Here is a 17,895-nt window from a genome sequence, read left to right on the forward strand (position 1 = left end):
GACGCACCTCCCGCGCGGAGGGCGGAGCGGGCGCACGCGTGGCCGGGGGCGCGCCCCGCGCGCGCGCCGTCAGCCGACGACGCGCGCGCTGATCCGCTCGATCAGCTGCGCGAAGGTGAGGCCGGCGTGCTCGGCGGCGAGCGGGGTCGGGCCGGTCTCGGTCAGGCCGGGGATCGTGTTGATCTCCAGCACCCACGGCTCGTCGCCCTCCAGGCGGATGTCGACGCGGGCGAAGTCGCGGCAGCCGGCGGCCGAGTAGGCCTCGGCCGCGATCGCTCTGACGTGCGCGTCGACCGCGTCCGGGAGGCCGGCGAGCCGGACCTCCGACTGGCCGATCTCGTAGTGCGCCTGGAACGAGTAGTACTCCTCCGAGGCCATGACGATCTCGACGACCGGCAGCGGCTCGGGCGCGTCGGAGCGGCCGAGGACGGTCACCGCCAGCTCGCGCCCCGGCACGTAGCGCTCCAGCAGCACGCGGTCGTCGTAGGACATCGCGCCGAGCACCGCGCCGCCGAGCTGCGCGCGCTCCTGCACGACGCTCAGCCCGAACGACGAGCCCTGGCGCGCCGGCTTGACGACCGCGCGGCCGTCGAACTGCTGCCACAGCGCGTCGAGCGTCTTGCCCGCGCCGTAGTCCGCGAACGCCTGCTTCGTGAACGAGTGCCACGGCGGCGTCGGCACGCCGCGCAGCTCGCAGACGCTCTTGAACGTGTGCTTGTCGAGGCAGAGCGCGGAGGCAAGCGCGTCCGAGCCCGTGTACGGCACCTGCAGGATCTCCAGCAGGTCCTGGACGGTGCCGTCCTCCCCGCCCACGCCGTGGAGCGCGATGAAGACGAAGTCCGGCTCCGCCCGCTGCACGACGTCGACGAAGTCGGCGCCGACGTCGATCAGCTCGACCGCGTGCCCGAGCTGTCTGAGCGCCTTCGCGGCCTGCTGCCCCGAGCGGGCGCTGACCTCGCGCTCGAGCGACCGCCCGCCGTAGGCGACGAGCGCCTTCATCACGCCGCCGATGCGTGGCGGTCGATCAGGGCCGACGCGAAGCTGCGCGTCGTCAAGCGCTCCTCGCGCGCCTCGGCGAGCCCGATCGCGAGCAGCTCGTCGAGCAGGTCGGGAAACGCGAGCCCCTCGGGTTCGAACAGGTAGAAGGCGAACGAGCCGGGGACCGTGTTCGGCTCGTTGACGCAGATGCGCTCGGCGCCGCCGTCGGGGTCCGGCAGCACGAAGAAGTCGTAGCGCACCACGCCGGCGACGCGCAGCGCACGATGGGCCTTCGCCGCCTCGGCGCGCACGCGCTCGCGCAGCTCCGGCGCGATGTCGGCCGGGATCACGCGACCCTGCGCGGCCATGCCGCCGCCCGCGCGGTCACCGTCGCCCCCCTTCGCGCCGCCGCCGGCGCCGCCCGCACCGCCGCCGCCGGCAGCCTTGCTGCCGCCGGCCGCGCCCTCGCCGGCCGCCTTCGCGCCGCCGCCCTTCGCGCCGCCGCCGGTGCCGCCCTTGCCGCCACCGCTGCTGAGGTACTTGTCCTCGAACGTCAGGCCGGCCTCGCCGCCGAGCGGCCGCTCGACCTCGGAGACCCGCAGCTCGCCGCCGGGCCGCCCCAGCACCGCGCAGTTCAGCTCGGTCGCGCCGGTCGCGAACGGCTCGACGACCGCCTGGCGGTCCAGCTCGAACGCCAGCTCCAGCGCCTCCTCGACCTCGGCCGGATCGGCGCAGCGCGCGACGCCGATCGAGGAGCCGAGCGTCGCCGGCTTGACGACGCACGGCAGCGGGACCTCGTCCGCGACCGAGCGCAGCACCGCGGCGCGGTCGTGCTCCCACTCGCCGCGCTCGATCCGGCGGTGCGGCAGGACGTCGATGCCCGCTTCCCTCAACACGGTCTTGGCGAGGTGCTTGTCCATCCCGACCGCGAACGCCGCGACGCCGCGACCCGCGTGCGGTACACCGGACAGCTCCAGCGCGCCGAGCAGCGCGCCGTCCTCACCGCCGGTCCCGTGGATCGCGTTCAGCACGACGGAGATCGCCAGCGCTCTGTCGCCGCGCAGGCGCGACGTCGACGGCTCGACGAACGGGCCGTCCGCCGCCCCCAGCCGCAGCTCGACCGCCCGCGCGCCGCGCGGCGGCGCCTGCGTGAAGGCGGACACGTCGCGCAGCTCCTCGCCCGTCCACCAGCGGCCGTCCTTGCCGATGTAGAGCGGAACCACCGTGTGGCGCTCGGAGAGCACCGCCATCGCCTGCTGCGCGGTGATGATCGAGACGTCGTGCTCGACCGAGGGGCCGCCGAAGACGACGCCGACGGTCTGTCCGGAGGGGAGGGGCATGGGGCGGAAGGCTAGCCGCTCGCCCAGCGAAACCGATATCGCCTGGGAACCCAGAGCGATCTCGGTGAGTCCGTTTTGGGTTACCTTTGATGACGTTTTGCCGGCCACCTCCGAGACGACCTCCACCGTCACCGTCGACGGCCTCAGACTGCGCGTCGCGCACACCAGACCCGCGGGGATCGACCGTCCCCGCGTCGTCGTCGTGCTCCACGGATGGGGCGCGAGCATCGACGCGGTCGGTTCGATCCTCGCCGGCCTGCGCGACAAGGTCGAGCTGGTCGCGCTCGACCTGCCCGGCTTCGGCGAGTCCGACATGGTCCCCGCCGCCTGGTCCAACGCCGACTACGCGCGGCTCGTGCTGAGACTCGCCGACCAGCTCGGGATCGAGCGGTTCGCGCTCGTCGGCCACTCGCGCGGCGCCGCGATCTCGCTCGTGCTCGCGAGCGATCCCGCGACCAGCGGGCGGATCGAGCGGATGGTCCTGACCGGCGCCGCCGGCATCAAGCCGAGACGCAGACCGTCGTACTACGCGAAGGTCGGGATGGCGAAGGCCGGCCGCGTCGCCGGCGCCGTCGGCGGTCCGCCCGGCAAGCGCGTGCAGCAGAAGATTCGCGCGCGCGCCGCGTCGGCCGACTGGCTCGCCGCGCCGGAGGCGCTGCGCGGCACGCTGCGCAACGTGCTCGCGGAGGACCTCTCCCCCCGTCTGCCGCAGGTCGACGCGCCGACGCTGCTGATCTGGGGACCGGACGACGAGGACACGCCGCTCTGGATGGCCGAGCGGATGGAGCGCGAGATCCCCGGCGCCGGCCTCGTCGTGCTCAGAGGCGGCGGCCACTTCGCCTACGCCGAGCGCGCCGGCGAGTTCAACGTGATCGCCGCCCATTTCCTCGCGCCGCCCGCGAGCGCGCCCACCAGATGACCCTGCTCACCTCCGCCCTCGTCGGCATCGCCGCGCTCGTCGCGCTGGCCGGCGCCAGCCACCTGCTGCTGCACGTCTTCCAGCAGGAGCACTACGAGGCGCGCCGCCTCTACCTGTGGATCTCGCAGGCGTACGGGGTCCGGCTCGCGCTGCCGGAGGCCGGGCTGCTGGTCGTCGCCGGCACCGCCTGCGCGGTCGGCGCGAATGCGAGCGGCGTCGTCGGCGTCGTGCTGGCGGTCGGCCTCGTCGCGATGGCCGCGCGCGCCGCGCGCGTCGTCTGGACGCGCGAGACGATCAAGCCGCTCGTCTTCACCCCGCGCGCGAGACGCCTCTTCGGCCTCCAGCTCGCGATCGCCGTGCTCGTGCTGGCGATCGCGGTCGTCCTCGGCGGCGACAGCGCGGTCGGGCCCGCGGTCACCGGCGCGGTCGGCGCGGTGCTGCTGCTGGTCGCGCCGTGGCTGCTCGGCGGGGTCGTCAACCGCATGCTGAGACCGGTCCAGCAGGCCGACAACCGCCGCTTCCTCCGCAGCGCCGAGCAGCGCCTGCGCGACGTCAGACCGCTCGTCGTCGGCATCACCGGCTCGTACGGCAAGACGACGACGAAGGCGTGCGTGACCGAGGTGCTGGAGCTGCTCGGCCCCGCCTACCCGACGCCGGCCTCGTTCAACAGCACGCTCGGCGTCGTGCGCGCGATCAACGAGGGCCTGCAGCCGCAGCACCAGTCGTTCGTCGTCGAGATGGGCGCCTACCGCCGCGGCGACGTGCAGGAGCTGTGCGACCTCGTGCACCCGCGGATCGGCGTGCTGACGGCGATCGGCCCCGCGCACCTGGAGCGCTTCGGCTCGCTCGACGTGACCGAGCAGGCGAAGGGCGAGCTGGCCGATGCGCTGCCGGCCGAGGGCCTCTTCGTCACGCGCGCCGACGACGAGCGGACGCTGCGCGTCGCGCGCACGCGCTCGGCCGCGCGCGCGCTGCTGTTCGCGCCCGCGCCGCACCCCGACGCCGACGTCTGGGCCGAGGACGTGCGGCTGGAGAACGGCAGAACGCACTTCACGCTCGTCGCGAGAGCGAGCGGCGACGGCGGGGCGAGCGGCGACGGCGGTGCCGCCGCCGGCGAGCAGCGCGCCGACGTGCGCGCGCGACTGCTCGGCGACCACAACGTCGCGAACCTGCTCGCCGCCGCGGCGGTCGGGATCGGCCACGGGCTGGCGCTCGCCGATGTCGCGCGCGCGCTCGGCCGCGTCACGCCGCCCGACCACCGGCTCGCCCCGATCGTCAACAGAGCCGCCGGGATCGTCGTGATCGACGACTCCTACAACGCCAACCCCGAGGGCGCCGCAGCAGCGCTCGGCGTGCTGCGCGACCACCCGGCGACGCGGCGGCTGCTCGTCACGCCCGGGATGGTCGAGCTGGGCGCGCGCGAGCAGGAGGAGAACCGCCGGCTCGGCGAGCTGGCGGCCGGCGTCGCGGACATCGCGATCCTGATCGGCGCGCGCGGCGAGGACGTCGCCGCGGGGATGCGCGCCGCCGGAGCGCCGGAGGAGCGGATCCTGGTGCTGCCGGACGGCCCCGCCGCACACGCGAAGGTCGCCGAGCTGACGCGCTCCGGCGACGTCGTTCTGTTCGAGAACGACCTGCCCGACGTGTACGCCTAGCGGCGCGCTTCTGACGTCCGATCGGCCATCTCGTCGGGCCGCGGGGAACCTAGGTCTTGTGAACAGGGAGCAGCGTCGAGCCGCGAACGAAGACTCCGTCCGGAGCTTTTTCGCCTCGTGGGATCCCGCGTGGCGTTGGATCCTGATTCTCGGCCTGCGCCAGATGCGTGCCGACCCGGTGTCCCTCGGTGCGCTGGCGGCCGCGGAGGCGGACGGAAACGAGAGCTGGGCCGAGGATACGTACGCCTACGGCCCGCTCTCACTCGGCATCACGGCGGCCGCCGTGAACGAAGCTGCGCAGCACTGCGAGGATCTGTTCGCGCTTCTGCGGTTTCTGCGCGAGCCGATCTACTTCGCTCGCGACATGGCCAACTACGGCGCCGGAAAGGTCGTCGAGTTCGGGCGCAAGCTCGACAGAGCCGATGACGCCACCATCAGCCAGCTCTTTTTGGTTCCACCACCGGAGGTGGTGCGTGAAGGGCTGACCCGTGCAGGCGATCCTGACGCGGCCGTCGCGCACGCCGAGGAGGGGCGCGTTCGTCTTGGAGCGATGGTCCGCGAGACGGCAACGTTCTACCGTTCCTTCGAGGATTTTCACGTCCAGTACAAACATGGGTTGAAGTTGCCGCTCCGTCCGTTCGGCACCCCAACTGAAGAGGCGATCGACGAGCGGAAGACGGACCTCGAGGCGCCGCTGTTCTCCTACACGACTGAGCCGATCGAGTCGCAGGCACGCCGCTCGCCGACCGACCAGCCGATCATGTTCAAGGCCAGCCCCGCCCAGCGGGCTGACCTGCTGCGGTTGGTGAGAGAGCGGAACCTGCTGCGCCTGCAGATGGTCGCGAAGGTCGGCTTGGACGAGTTGGTCGAGCGCTCCCACACCGTCCTGCGCCTGTTGCAGATCGCCCAGGAGAACCGGCTTGCGCTCGGCCGCCTCGAAGAGGGCAACCAGAGGTTCGTCGTTCCCGGACTGCGGAGATGGGAGCAGGTCGAGGTGCTGATCGGGATCGACCGGACGCTCTCGTTGAACGACTTCGCTGATCCGACCGGATCGCCCACGAACCGAGGCAAGCGCCGTCGACGTTGAGCGTTCGACAGTCCTCGCCGTAGGCCGTCAGCGACCGTCCCGCCAGGCGACGAGCTCCCGCAGCGGCGCGAGGTCGTAGCCGCCGCCGTCCTCGCTGCCGCCGATCCCGACGATCACGTGCTCGACGCCCGCGGCGACCAGCTCGTCGGCGCGGCCGATGTCGTCGGGCGGGATCGCCCACGTACGCTCGATCTCGGCCGGGTCGCGGCCGACCTCGGCGCAGTGACCGAGCAGGATCTCGTTCTTGCGGCGGTACGTCTCCGCGCCGCCGAAGCCGTGCCACATGTCCGCGTGCTGCGCGACGAGCCGCAGCGTCACTCTCTCCCCGGATCCGCCGACCAGCAGCGGCAGTCTGCCGAGCGGCGGCGGGTTGAGCTTGCCGAGCCGCTCGCGGATCCGCGGCAGCGCCGCTCTCAGCGCGCGCAGCCGGTCCGGCGCGGTGCCGAACTCGTAGCCGTACTCGTCGTAGTCTCTCTGGAACCAGCCGGCGCCGACGCCGAAGATGGCGCGACCGCCGGAGATGTGGTCGATCGTGCGGTGCGCGTCGGCCAGCAGCTCGGGGTTGCGGTAGGAGTTGCACGTCACCAGCGCGCCGACGTGCGCGCGCTCGGTCGCCTGCGCCAGCGCCGCGAGCGTCGCGATCCCCTCGAAGTGCTTCCCGCCGGGATCGCCGTAGAGCGGGAAGAAGTGGTCCCAGCAGAAGATCGTGTCGACCCCGAGCTCCTCCGCCTCGCGCCACGCGCGGCGCATCGCGTCGAAGTCGGCGTGCTGGGGCTGGACCTGGATGCCGATGCGCACGCGTGTCATGGCACCTGAAGGTAGCGCGACCGTCTACCGCGGGTGCTCGACCGCCTCCAGCCGCCCCGTGTCCATGTCGGTCGGTCCCGTCGCCCGGCGGCTGACGAAGTAGAGGACGACGCCGAGCGCCATCAGCCCGCCGGCGAGCGGGAACGAGCTGGACGGCTGCTGCGTCAGCAGCGTCGCGCAGACGACCGCTCCGATCACCGGGATCGCGCTGGGCGCGTGGAAGTGGTCGTGGTCGACAGGGTCTCTGCGCAGCACGAGCACCGAGACGTTGACGAGGATGAACACGCACAGCAGCAGCGTCACGGTCGTGTCGGCGAGCTTCTCGAGCGTCCCGATCGCGATCAGCAGCATGCACAGCGCAGTCGTGAAGACGATCGCCGGCAGCGGCGTCTGACGGCCCTTGTGGACGCCGCCGAAGAAGCGCGGCACGATCCCCTCGCGGCTCATCCCGTAGACGAGGCGGGAGGCCATGATCATGTTGATCAGCGCGCCGTTGGCGACGGCGAACAGGGCGATCGCGGCGAACACCTTCGGGTCGATCGACAGCGGGCCGACCTGCGCGACCTCCAGCAGCGGGCCGGTCGAGGAGGCGAGTCTGTCGGTCGGCACGGCCATCGAGGCGAGCACCGTGACGGTGAGATACACGACGCCCGCCGCGAGCAGGCCGCCGAACAGCGCGCGCGGATAGTCGCGCTGCGGCTGCTCGGTCTCCTCCGCGACGTTGACCGAGTCCTCGAAGCCGATCAGCGCGTAGAACGCGAGCGCGGCGCCGGCGAGGATCGCGATCGGGACGGTCTCGCCCTCCTTGAAGTCGAGCGCGCGACCGGCGTCGCCGTCGCCGTTGAGGACCGCCGCCGCGGCGATCACGGTGATCAGCAGCAGGCCGCCCAGCTCGATGCACGTGAGGCCGATGTTGAGCTTCACCGACTCCGAGATGCCGCGGAAGTTGATCAGCGCGACGACGATGATGAAGACGAGCCCCGCCATCACGGTCGGCACGTCGAGGAACTGCTTCAGGTAGTCGCCGCCGAACGCGGTCGACAGCGTCGCGGCCGACGTGATCCCCGAGCACATCACCGCGAACGCGACGAGGAACGTCAGGAACGGCATGCGGAACGCCTTGTTGACATACAGCGCCGCGCCCGCCGCGCGCGGGTACTTCGTGACCAGCTCGGCGTAGGCGAACGCGGTCAGGAACGCGAGCGCCAGCGCGACCGCGAACGACGTCCAGATCGCTCCGCCGACGCGCCCGCCGACCTCGCCGACGAGCGCGTAGATGCCCGCGCCGAGCACGTCGCCGACGACGAAGAAGAGCAGCATGTTGCGGCCGATCGCCTTCTTCAGACCGCCGGGCGCCTCGGCGCGCTCGCGCGCCTCCGCCTCGACGCCGGCCGTGCCGCCGGCGTGCAGCGGCCTTCTGCCGCCCCCGAACCGTCTCTTCGTCGCTCCCATGGCCGCATCCGTACCCGGCTCAGCGGTCCGCCATCCGCCGGGCGCGGCCGGCGGGCGGCTCAGGGGTCGTTTGTGACGGAGTTGCCTTGGAACGTCAGCGGACGGCGACGACGGGCCGTGCGTGCAGCGTCCCGCCGACGTGCTCGTCGCGGTCCTCGCCGATGACGTCGGCCAGCACCGCGCGCCAGCCGAGGCCGGCCCCGGTCGCGCCCGGCGCGACCTCCTTCAGCGCGACGTGGCTCGGCGACGGCATCGCCGCCGCCAGCCGGTCGGGAGCGGGCCCGGCGACGACGTAGGCGTCGACAGCGTGCTCGAACGCGTGCAGGAAGGCCCAGGCCTCCGCGGCCGCCGGACCGCGCACCGGCGCGTTCACGTGCCTGATCACGTGCGCGCCGCGCGCCCGCGCCGCCTCGGCCAGCACGGCCGCGAGCGCGTCGTGCAGGACGACGACGTCGCCGGCGCGCACGCCGGCGCCGAGCAGCGCCTCGCCCTCGTCCGCGCCCGCCGCGTAGACCGCCCGCTCGTGTGCGCTCAATCCGCCGCGGGCGACGGGTCCCGGCGCGACCCCGCCGAGCATGTCGTCGAGCAGCGCGGCGAGCTGGCGCAGCTCGACGTCCGCGTCGGAGTCGGCGCCGACCGCGTGCTCGCCGACCGCGATCGCGTCCTCCGCCGGTGTGCTGAGACAGGCGCGCAGCTCGGCCGCGGCCGCCCGTGCCGGTGGCGACGCGGCGACGCACCAGACGGTCCGCCCGCCGAGCGCGTCGCTCGCCAGCTCACGTGCGTGCGCGACGACGCGCAGATCGCGCGCACGGGCGAAGCTGGACGTGCCCGGCCCGCCGGTGAACGGCGGCAGCCGATCGGTCGTCGTGAACGGCATCACCGCTCACGCTAGACCTGCCGTGGGGCATGTCAAGCGCCGCGCCGATGCCCGGACACGGCGCTACGCCGGCACGAGCGCCAGCACGCGCGCGGGGCTGCCGGTGCCGTCGACGAGCCGCAGCGGGGCGACGACCAGCAGCGCGCCCGTGACCGGCAGCTCGCCGAGGTTCGCGAGCTGCGTGAGGCCGTAGACGCCGGCGCCGAGCAGGTGGTTGTGGGCCGGGAACGGCGGATCGAAGCCGCCGGCGGCGCCGGCGTCGGTGCCGACCGTCTCGACGCCGAAGCCGGCGACCGCGCGCTCCTCGGCGAGCCAGCGCGTGGCCGCCGCGTCCGGACCGGGCGTGACGGGGCCGTTCTCGCCGACGTTGAGGAACGCCTCGGCGTCGTGCGCGTGACGCTCCCAACCGGTGCGGAACAGCAGCCAGGCGCCGTCGGGGATGCGGCCGTGCTCGCGCTCGTGGTGCTGGAGGTCCGCGACCGTCAGCAGGTAGCTGGGGTCGCGCTGCACCTCGGCGGTCTTGTCGACGACGACCGCGGGACCGACGAGCTTGGACGGCGGCACGGAGGCGACGTCCTCGCCGTCCCTCCCGCTGATCCAGTGGATCGGCGCGTCGAAGTGGGTGCCGGTGTGCTCGCCGATCTCCAGCACGCTCCACGCCCACATCGGGCCTCTGTCGTCGTATCTGCTCAGCTCGCGGCGCCGCAGCGGCGGCGTGTTCGCGAACGGCTCCGGCAGCTGGATCACGGGCGTGCGCTCGCTCAGCGGCTGCGTCAGGTCGACGACCTGGACGGACGCGTCGCCGAGCGCGTCGATCAGCGCGGCGATGGTGGTGGCGGACATCGTTCTCCTCGGTTCTCTCATCCGGGCTCAGCCGGCGCGGAAGGCGTCTTCGAGCCACGCCGCGCAGATGGTGGGATCGACCTTCGCATCGACGACGAGCGGCGACGGCGGACCGTCGCCGGCCAGCCACGCAGTGACCGCGCCGAGGTCCTCGACGCTGCGGACGGTGACGCCCTGCGCCCCCGCCGCGCGGCCCAGTGCGGCGAGGTCGGCGTCGGGGAAGCGCACGCCGGTGAGGTCGTGTCCGGCGGGCGCGAAGTGGTGCACCTCGGCGCCGTAGGCGGCGTCGTCGTAGACGAGCACGAGCAGCCTGAGTCTCAGCCGCGCGGCTGTCTCCAGCTCGGGCAGGGCCATGAAGCAGCCGCCGTCGCCGAGCGCGGCGACGGTCACGCGGTCGGGCCGCGCGACCGCGGCGCCGATCGCGCAGCCGAGCCCGAGCCCGACGCCCTGGAAGCCGTTCGGGAAGACCCATGCGCGCGCGTCCGGCACGCGCAAGTACATCGCCGGCCAGCCGAGGAAGTGGCCGGAGTCGACCGCGACGGTGCGATCGTCCGGCAGGATCGCGTCGAGCGCCAGCGTGAGCGTGCGGGGGTCGACGAAGCCGGTCCCGCTCGCGTCGGCCGCGCGGCTCGGCTCGCCCGCGCCGCTCGCGACCGGCGGGGCCGCGCCGCTCGGCTCGCCCGCCTCGGCGGCAGCCAGCGGCTCCTGCGCCCAGCCGCGCGCGGCGATCTGCTCCCCGATCGCCTGCATCCGCCAGCCGACCGCGGCGCGCGGCTCCTGCGTGGGTGCGGCCGCGGGCAGCGCCGCCGCGAGCGCCTCGGCGACCGCCGCCGCGTCGCCCGCGACCGCGGCCGCACGCGGGCCGTGGACGCCGAGTGCCGCCGGCTCGACGTCGACCTGGACGACCGGCGCGCTCCCGAACAGCGTCCCGTGCCGCGTCGTCCAGTGGTTGAGCGTCGCGCCGAACGCGAGCACGAGGTCGGCCTGCGGCAGCAGCTCCTGCGCGAGCGGCGAGGAGAAGCCGCCAGCGATTCCGAGCGCCCAGGGGTTGCCGGCGAACAGCCCGTTTGCCGGCGCCGAGGTCGCCAGCAGCGCCCCGCAGCGCGCCCCCAGCCGCTCCAGCGCCGGCCCCGCGTCGCTCAGCACCGCCCCGCGCCCCGCGACGATCACGGGCCTTGCCGCGCCGCGCAGCAGCTCCACGACCGCCGCGAGTTCTGGCGCGTCGCCGATCAGTGGCGAGTCTTGGGTCTCCTGGACCCGAAACTCACCACTGATCGGCGGCGCCGGCGCGGCCTGGACGTCGAGCGGGAGCATCAGGACCACCGGGCGGCGCTCGCGCGCGGCGCGACCCAGCGCGCGCAGCGCGTCGGCGCAGGCGCTCGCCGCGCTCTCGACGCGCTCGGCGGCGGCGCCGACCGACTCGACCAGGCCCGCCTGGTCGATGCGGAAGTTCGAATGGACGTCGGCGGCGGGCGTGTCGGCCGCGAGCACGAGCAGCGGCGTGTGACTCTTGGCCGCCTCCGCGAGCCCGGTGATCGCGTTCGTCAGCCCCGGCCCCTGGTGGACGCTGCAGACGCCGACCTCGCCGCTGACGCGCGCCCAGCCGTCCGCCATGCAGATCGCGCCGCCCTCGTGGCGCGCCGCGAGAAAGCGCGCGCCGCCGGTGACGAGCGCGTTGGTGACGACGAGGTTGCCGCTCCCGAGCACACCGAAGACGGTGCCGACACCGGCCGCGGCGAGCGTCCGCCCGACCGCGCCGGCGACCGTCTGCTGCTGCTCGCTCGCCGCGCTCACGCGCGCATCGTACGTGAGCGCGGTGCGGGTCGAACGCCGCCGCGCCGAGGACGGTTTCCCCGCCCCGGCACTGCGGTACATAACCGACACCGGCGCACGGGAGCGCCTCGTCTCGGTTCGAGAGGAGGGCAGCGATGCCCTACGTTGCCTGTCCTCACTGCGGCCACCGCACCTTCAGCGTCGCGTACTGGTCCAACCGCGAGCACTGCGGAGCATGCGGCCGGGAGCTTCCCTCGCCGCGCACGGCGGGCGCCGAGCAGGACCAGCAGGCGTTCCCGCAACCGCGCGCACAGCCGCTGTCGAGGCGCAGCGAGCAGCCGTCGAAGTAGGCGCCGCGCGACGCCGCGCGACGCCGCCGCGCAGGCCGCGCGACGCGCTCAGCCGGCGATCGCGCGCAGCTCGGCCGGGCGCAGCAGGACGCGCAGCTCGCGCTCCTCTATCCCCGCCAGGCCGCCCTTCTTCATCTGCACGAGACCGCCGGTCAGCTCGCCGACGGCCTGCGAGAAGTCGGGCTCATGGCCGACGAGCAGCACGTCGCGGCCGTGCGGCGCGGCCAGCTCCTCGGCGTCGAAGGCGCCGCCGCTCAGCTGCGCGACCACCTGCACCTCGATGCCGAGCGCATCGCACGCGAGCGTGGCGGTGTCGAGCGCGCGCACACGCGGGCTCGACAGGCAGGCATCGAGCCGCACGCCGAGCCGCGCGAGTGCGAGCCCGGCGGCGCGCGCCTGACCCCGCCCCTTCTCCGTGAGCGGACGCTCGGCGTCGGCCTGGTCGCCGTGCGCGTCCGCGGCGTCGCCGTGCCGCAGCAGCCAGATCATGGCCGCAACCCTAGTCGAGGCGGTCGCGGCCAGCGAGGAGGCGCGGCGCCGGGAGGAGGCGCGGCGCGCCCGCGGCGGCGCCCGCGCTACGTTGCTCGCCGTGCTCGCGATCGTCGTCGCGATCGCCGCGTCGATCGCGGCCGGCGCCGCGCTCGAGCGGCGCTCGAACCGCGCGGCGCACGCCGCGCGGAGCTTCGCGCTGCGCTCGATGCTGTGGGTGCTCGCGCCGTTCGCCACCTACGTCAACCTCGCGCACGCCGACCTCGAGCTGGACGCGCTCGCCGGCGGGCTGATCGCGATCGCCGCGCTCGGCGTCACCGGCGTCGTCGCGTGGCAGCTCGCGCGCGGCCCGCTGCGACTCGAACGCCGCTCGATCGGCGCCTACGTCCACTGCTCGGTGCAGTCGAACACCGGCTATCTCGGCCTGCCGCTGTGCGCGGTCCTGTTCGACCAGCACGGGCTGGCGCAGGCGATCGTCTACGACGTGCTGATCTCGCTCGCGACGTTCGCCGTCGGCGGCTTCGCGCTCGGCGCCGCGTTCGGCGACGCGGCCGGACGGCGCGCCGCGGACGGCGCCGGCCGCCGGGGCGCGGTCGCGCTCGACCTCGCGCGCGCCGTCGTCCTGCGCAACCCGATCCTGCTGTCCGCCAGCGCCGGCCTGCTCGTGCCGGAGGCGTGGGCGCCCGATTTCCTGCTGACGCCCGCGAAGGTGGCGATCTTCGCGATGCTGCCGCTCGGCTTCCTCGCCGTCGGCGTGACGCTCGCCGACGAGGCCGACGACGGCACGCTGCGGATCCCGCCGCCGCTGACGCGCGCCGTCGGCTCGGTCGTCGCGCTGCGGATGCTGCTGATGCCGGCGCTGTTCCTGCTCTGCACGCTGTTCCTCGACGTGCCCGAGCCGTACCTCCTGCTCGCCGCGATGCCGGTCGGGCTCAACACGCTGATCGTCGCGCACGCGACCGGCCTCGACCTGCGCCTGTGCGCCTCCGCGATCACGTGGAGCACGTCGATCGCGATCGTCGGCGTGCTCGCGCTGTCGCTGACCGGCGTGCTCGGCTGAACCCGTCGCGGCGGCGCGCTCAAGCGCGGCGCCGGCGGGTCGATCCCCAAGGTGGATGAGCTTTCGCCGCATCTCCCCCGTCCTGCTGTTCGCCGGCCTGCTCGCCGGCTGGCTCGTCGCACTCGTATTCGTCGCCGCGCAGCTCGACGCCGACGCCGACGAACAGCTCACGCGCATCGGCGGGGCGCAGCAGCTGCTGACGACGATGTACGACCAGGAGAGCGGCGTGCGCGGCTACCTCGGCTCGATCCAGACGCCGCTGCTGCGCCCCTACACGGAGGGCCGCGACCGCTTCGACGACCTGCTCGCCGACGAGCTGGAGGAGACCGACGACCCCGAGCTGCGCGCCGCGCTGCTGGAGCAGCAGGCGGCCGCGCTCGCCTGGCGCAGACTCGCCGCCGCTCACGTGCGCGAGATGGCAGTCGAGGACAGACCGTTCCGCCGCAGCCTGCGTGCGCGCGAGGCCAAGCTCGACGCCTTCGCCGACGCGAACGCCGAGTACCAGCGGGCGCTCCGCGAGGACCGCAGCGAGACCGCGGGCGCGCACGTGCTGCGCGCGATCGCGCTGATGATCGGCTTCAGCGTGCTGCTCGGCGGCGCCGCGCTGCTGGCGATGCGCCGCCGAGCGGGCGCGGAGCGGCGCTACGCCGCCGCGCAGGCCGAGTTCGCGACCGCGATGCAGTCGGCCGTCGACGGCGCCGAGGCCGACGCGCTGCTCAAGCGCCACCTCGAGCGCCAGCTCGACCGCGTGACCGTCACCGTCCTGCGCCGCGACGCCTCCGGCGAGCGGCTGGAGGCCGGCACGCCGCCGGCCCCCGACACGCCGCTCGCCCGCGCGCTGACCGACGCGAGACCGCGGGACTGCCTCGCGATCCGCCGCAGCAGCGCCCAGGCGCAGAGCGACGACGACCCGCTCGTCTCGTGCGCGGTCTGCGGCGCGAGCGGCCCGACGGCCTGCCGGCCGCTGCTCGTCGGCGACCGCATCATCGGCTCGGTGCTGGTCGAGTACGCCGACGCCGGCGGGCGCCATCAGGACGAGCGCGCGATCGGCGACAGCCTCGCGCAGGCGGCGCCGATCCTCTCCGGCCTGCGCACGCTCGCGCTCGCGCAGTCGCGCGCGATGACCGACGCGCTCACCGGCCTGCCGAACCGCTGGGCGCTGCAGGACGCGCTGAAGCGGATGCTCGCGCAGGCGGCGCGCAGCGAGCGGCCGCTGGCGCTCGTGCTGCTCGACCTCGACCACTTCAAGCAGCTCAACGACACCTACGGCCACGACGCCGGCGACACCGCCCTGGCGGCGGTCGGCGACGCGCTGCTGACCGGCCTGCGCGAGAGCGACATGGCGGCGCGCAGCGGCGGCGAGGAGTTCGCGGTGCTGCTGCCGGACACGTCGCTGGAGGGCGCGGTCGCGGTCGCCGAGCAGCTGCGCGCGGCGATCGCCGCGGTCGACCTGCCGCTGCCGGGCGCCTCGCTCACCGCCTCCTTCGGCGTCGCGGTGCTGCCGCTGCACGCGGTCGACGCCGACGGGCTGATGCGCGTCGCCGACCGCGCGCTCTACGCAGCCAAGCGCGCCGGCCGCAACCGCGTCGAGGTGGCCGAGGCGCCTGGCACGCGCACGCAGCGGGCGCTGCCCGCGGCGACGAGCTGAGCCGCCGCCGCGCTCCGCCGCGGGCGGGCGGGCGGCCTCAGCGCAGCCCGTTGCGCGTCGCCACCGCGATCAGCGTCAGCGGATCGTCGCTGATGATCCCGTCGACGCCGAGGTCGATCGCGCGCTGGATCGTCGCGGGGTCGTTCAGCGTGTACGGCACGACCGCCAGCCCCTGCCGGTGCAGGCCCTCGACGTCCGGCCCGTGGAAGTAGGACGGGTCGGTGCGCAGGTACCAGTCGTCGTTCGGCGCGGCGACCTGCGCGGGGTCGTGCACCTGCCAGTTGGCCGAGACGGTCGCGGCTCCGCTGCGCCGCACGAGGCGACCGAGGTCCTGGTCCTTCCACCAGTCGAGGCCGGCGGTCCACGGGCTCTTCACCGACGCGTCGCCGAACAGCGCCTTCAGCGAGCACTCGTCGGCGAGCGTCGCGCACTCCGCCGGGCCGTACTGCCACACGAGCGCGACGGTCTGGACGCGACGGTCGAGCCGCCGCGCGGCGACGATCGTGCGCCAGTCGAACGACTGGATCGTCGCGCGGTCGAGCATCCGGCCGCGCCGCAGCTCGTCGACGAGCAGCCGCGCGTGCTCGCGCGGCTCGGCGCCCTCGTACGGCGCCAGCGGCGACAGCTTCGTCTCGACGTTGAGCCGCACGTCGTCGCGGTCGCTGCGGCGCACGAGCGCGATCACCTCCGCGAGCGTCGGGATCCGCTCGCCGGGCGCCGCCTCCTGTCTCGGCAGCGACGGCAGCGTCTTGGAGCCGCAGTCGAGCGTCTTCAGCTGTCTCAGCGTCAGCTCCCGCAGAACCTTGCCGACGTAGGGGAACTGGCGGTCGCCGGGCGTTGCGGGCGCGGTGTCGGCGCAATGTGAAGGGACCGTGACGCGTCAGCGCGAGCACACGCCAGGTTTCGCACGCATCCACGCGACGGCTGGGTACGTAGGGAGCGGCAGGCCCCGGCACACCACCACCCCGACGTCTCGGAGAGGACACGATGCAACGAGGAACGTGGATGGCGACGACGGGCGCGATGCTCGCGTCGCTGGCGTGCAGCGCGCCGGCGCTCGCCGAGCCGGCCGCGGGCGTGACGCCCGGCGGCGCGCTCGCAACCTTCGACACCGCCAGACCCGGAGCGTTCACGTCGCTGCGCCCGATCGCCGGGCTGCAGCCGGGCGAGTACGTCGGCGGGATCGACTACCGCTTCGTCCCGAGAGCCGGAGAGACGCCGCCCGCCACGTCGGCGCTCTACGCGATCGGCGTCGTGCACGGCGTCGGGTTCGACACGCTGCGGACCTACCGGATCGACACCGGCACCGCGATCGCGACACAGGTCGGCGCACCGATCGCCGGGATCGCCAGAACGAGCGTCGCGCCCGCGGCCTACGGCGTCGACTTCAACCAGACCGTCGACCGCATCCGCGTCGTCAACACGGCCGACGAGAACCTGCGGATCAATCCGAACAACGGCGCGCTCGCCGGCAACGACACCGACCTGACCGCCGGCTTCGGCGTCGCGGCCGCCGCCTACGACCGCGTCGACGCCGACCCCGCGACCCCGACGACGCTGTTCGGCCTCGCGCAGCTCACGGCGCAGCTCGTCCGCATCGGCGGCGTCGACGGCACGCCCTCGCCCAACACCGGCGCCGTCTCCGTCGTCGGCCCGCTCGGGATCGCCAGCGAGAGCGCCGACACGCTCAACATGGACATCGCGCCGAACGGCACCGCCTACGCGACCGCCACGCCGACCGGCGGCCAGGCCGGCCTCTACACGACGAACCTCGCGACCGGCGCGCTGAACCTGACGGGCTCGACCGCGCTGCCATTGACCGGCTTCGCCGTGCTGCCGGCCGCGACCGCGCAGTTCTCGGCCGTGGCGCTCACCGCCGTCGAGGGAACGACCGCGACCGCCACGGTGACGCGCACCGGGCTGCCGAACGACACGGCGTCGGTCCGCTACGCGACCGCCGACGGGACCGCGACGAGCGCCGATTACGCGCCCGCGAGCGGGACGCTCACGTTCGCGCCCGGCGAGACGAGCAGGACGTTCACGGTCGCGACCAAGCAGAACGGCGCCGACGGGCCGGACAAGACGGTGGCGCTGTCGCTCAGCGACCCGGCCGCGCCGCTGACGCTCGGCACGCCCGCGAGCGCGACGCTGACGATCGCCGACGACGACCCGGCGCCGCCCGCTCCGAGAGCGCCCGACACGAGAGCGCCGGTCACGTCGCTGACCGCGCCGCGCACGGTGACGCTGTCCGCGTTCCTGAGACGCGGGATCACGGCGAGCGCGAGAACGAACGAGCCGGCCCGGCTCGCGTTCGCGCTCGAGGCCGCGCCGCGCAGCGCACGCCTCGCGGCCGCCTACCGCCTGACGCTCGCGACCCGCACGCTGAGAGGCCTCAGCGCGGCGAGACGGAGCGTGACGCTGAAGCCGGTGCGCACGCTCGTCGGGATGCCGCGGAAGGCGTTCAAGGTGCGGGTCCGCGTGACCGCGACCGACGCCGCCGGCAACGCGCGCAGCACGACGCGCACCGTCACGGTCAAGCCGGCGAGAGCGCGCAGACCGCGCCGCTGACGCGCGTTCCCGTCCGGGGGGCGGAAGCTCTTCGCCCCCCGGCCAAGAC

15 protein-coding genes and 1 pseudogene are annotated in these 17,895 nt (G+C 74.2%); 7 read left to right on the forward strand and 9 right to left on the reverse strand.

Annotated features, from left to right (window positions below):
* Nucleotides 1–69: 69 nt before the first annotated feature.
* Together CWOE_RS24685 and CWOE_RS31385 are read right to left on the reverse strand one after the other, a co-directional pair.
* On the reverse strand, nt 70–999 hold the full coding sequence (locus tag CWOE_RS24685) for a D-alanine--D-alanine ligase family protein (protein ID WP_012936380.1): 930 nt from the start codon (nt 997–999) through the stop codon (nt 70–72).
* The gene (locus CWOE_RS31385; RefSeq protein WP_012936381.1) at nt 999–2,318 is read right to left on the reverse strand and encodes a D-alanine--D-alanine ligase; all 1,320 of its coding nucleotides are present in this window, start codon (nt 2,316–2,318) and stop codon (nt 999–1,001) included. The genes CWOE_RS24685 and CWOE_RS31385 overlap by 1 nt, the downstream gene beginning before the upstream one ends.
* Nucleotides 2,319–2,415: 97 nt before the next feature.
* On the opposite strand from CWOE_RS31385, the gene CWOE_RS24695 reads away from it, so the two are divergent.
* The 3 genes from CWOE_RS24695 to CWOE_RS24705 are packed head-to-tail and all read left to right on the forward strand — an operon-like array spanning nt 2,416 to nt 5,979.
* Complete coding sequence (locus CWOE_RS24695) at nt 2,416–3,237, forward strand: alpha/beta fold hydrolase (protein WP_049793397.1); 822 nt, start codon at nt 2,416–2,418, stop codon at nt 3,235–3,237.
* Nucleotides 3,234–4,892 carry a Mur ligase family protein gene (locus CWOE_RS24700; protein WP_012936383.1) on the forward strand — a complete coding sequence of 553 codons (1,659 nt, stop codon included), beginning with the start codon at nt 3,234–3,236 and terminating at the stop codon, nt 4,890–4,892. The genes CWOE_RS24695 and CWOE_RS24700 overlap by 4 nt, the downstream gene beginning before the upstream one ends.
* A gap of 58 nt (nt 4,893–4,950) precedes the next feature.
* Nucleotides 4,951–5,979, forward strand: a complete 1,029-nt coding sequence (locus tag CWOE_RS24705; RefSeq protein WP_041730924.1) for a hypothetical protein — start codon at nt 4,951–4,953, stop codon at nt 5,977–5,979.
* Nucleotides 5,980–6,006: 27 nt separating this feature from the next.
* Here the strand turns inward: CWOE_RS24705 and CWOE_RS24710 are convergent, their stop codons facing one another.
* The 5 genes from CWOE_RS24710 to CWOE_RS24730 all read right to left on the reverse strand — a co-directional run bounded on the left by CWOE_RS24710 (nt 6,007) and on the right by CWOE_RS24730 (nt 11,833).
* Nucleotides 6,007–6,786: an LLM class F420-dependent oxidoreductase gene (locus CWOE_RS24710; RefSeq protein ID WP_012936385.1), complete on the reverse strand. Its 780-nt coding sequence runs from the start codon at nt 6,784–6,786 to the stop codon at nt 6,007–6,009.
* A 24-nt stretch (nt 6,787–6,810) separates the two neighbouring features.
* A complete protein-coding gene (locus CWOE_RS24715) occupies nt 6,811–8,238 on the reverse strand; it encodes an APC family permease (protein ID WP_012936386.1) in 1,428 nt (475 codons plus the stop codon).
* A gap of 94 nt (nt 8,239–8,332) precedes the next feature.
* A complete protein-coding gene (locus tag CWOE_RS24720) occupies nt 8,333–9,115 on the reverse strand; it encodes a hypothetical protein (RefSeq protein WP_012936387.1) in 783 nt (260 codons plus the stop codon).
* A 63-nt stretch (nt 9,116–9,178) separates the two neighbouring features.
* Nucleotides 9,179–9,958: a cyclase family protein gene (locus CWOE_RS24725; RefSeq protein WP_012936388.1), complete on the reverse strand. Its 780-nt coding sequence runs from the start codon at nt 9,956–9,958 to the stop codon at nt 9,179–9,181.
* Nucleotides 9,959–9,985: 27 nt separating this feature from the next.
* Complete coding sequence (locus tag CWOE_RS24730) at nt 9,986–11,833, reverse strand: thiamine pyrophosphate-binding protein (protein WP_012936389.1); 1,848 nt, start codon at nt 11,831–11,833, stop codon at nt 9,986–9,988.
* A gap of 53 nt (nt 11,834–11,886) precedes the next feature.
* On the opposite strand from CWOE_RS24730, the gene CWOE_RS33055 reads away from it, so the two are divergent.
* Nucleotides 11,887–12,081, forward strand: coding sequence for a hypothetical protein (locus CWOE_RS33055; RefSeq protein ID WP_012936390.1), 195 nt, complete (start codon nt 11,887–11,889; stop codon nt 12,079–12,081).
* Nucleotides 12,082–12,129: 48 nt separating this feature from the next.
* Here CWOE_RS33055 and CWOE_RS24735 read toward each other — a convergent pair whose 3' ends face one another.
* On the reverse strand, nt 12,130–12,570 hold the full coding sequence (locus CWOE_RS24735; protein WP_012936391.1) for a SixA phosphatase family protein: 441 nt from the start codon (nt 12,568–12,570) through the stop codon (nt 12,130–12,132).
* On the opposite strand from CWOE_RS24735, the gene CWOE_RS24740 reads away from it, so the two are divergent.
* Both CWOE_RS24740 and CWOE_RS31390 read left to right on the forward strand, forming a co-directional pair.
* On the forward strand, nt 12,569–13,630 hold the full coding sequence (locus CWOE_RS24740; protein WP_041730928.1) for an AEC family transporter: 1,062 nt from the start codon (nt 12,569–12,571) through the stop codon (nt 13,628–13,630). The genes CWOE_RS24735 and CWOE_RS24740 overlap by 2 nt on opposite strands.
* A 55-nt stretch (nt 13,631–13,685) precedes the next feature.
* The gene (locus tag CWOE_RS31390; protein ID WP_012936393.1) at nt 13,686–15,278 is read left to right on the forward strand and encodes a diguanylate cyclase; all 1,593 of its coding nucleotides are present in this window, start codon (nt 13,686–13,688) and stop codon (nt 15,276–15,278) included.
* A 37-nt stretch (nt 15,279–15,315) separates the two neighbouring features.
* Here the strand turns inward: CWOE_RS31390 and CWOE_RS24750 are convergent.
* A pseudogene (locus tag CWOE_RS24750) lies at nt 15,316–16,092 on the reverse strand (glycerophosphodiester phosphodiesterase family protein); the annotation flags it as partial.
* 173 nt (nt 16,093–16,265) lie between these two features.
* On the opposite strand from CWOE_RS24750, the gene CWOE_RS24755 reads away from it, so the two are divergent.
* Entirely contained in the window at nt 16,266–17,846 is a 1,581-nt protein-coding gene (locus CWOE_RS24755; RefSeq protein WP_081425498.1) for a DUF4394 domain-containing protein, read from the forward strand.
* The last annotated feature ends 49 nt before the right edge of the window (nt 17,847–17,895 follow it).

This window comes from Conexibacter woesei DSM 14684 (genome assembly GCF_000025265.1).
Lineage (GTDB): Bacteria > Actinomycetota > Thermoleophilia > Solirubrobacterales > Solirubrobacteraceae > Conexibacter > Conexibacter woesei.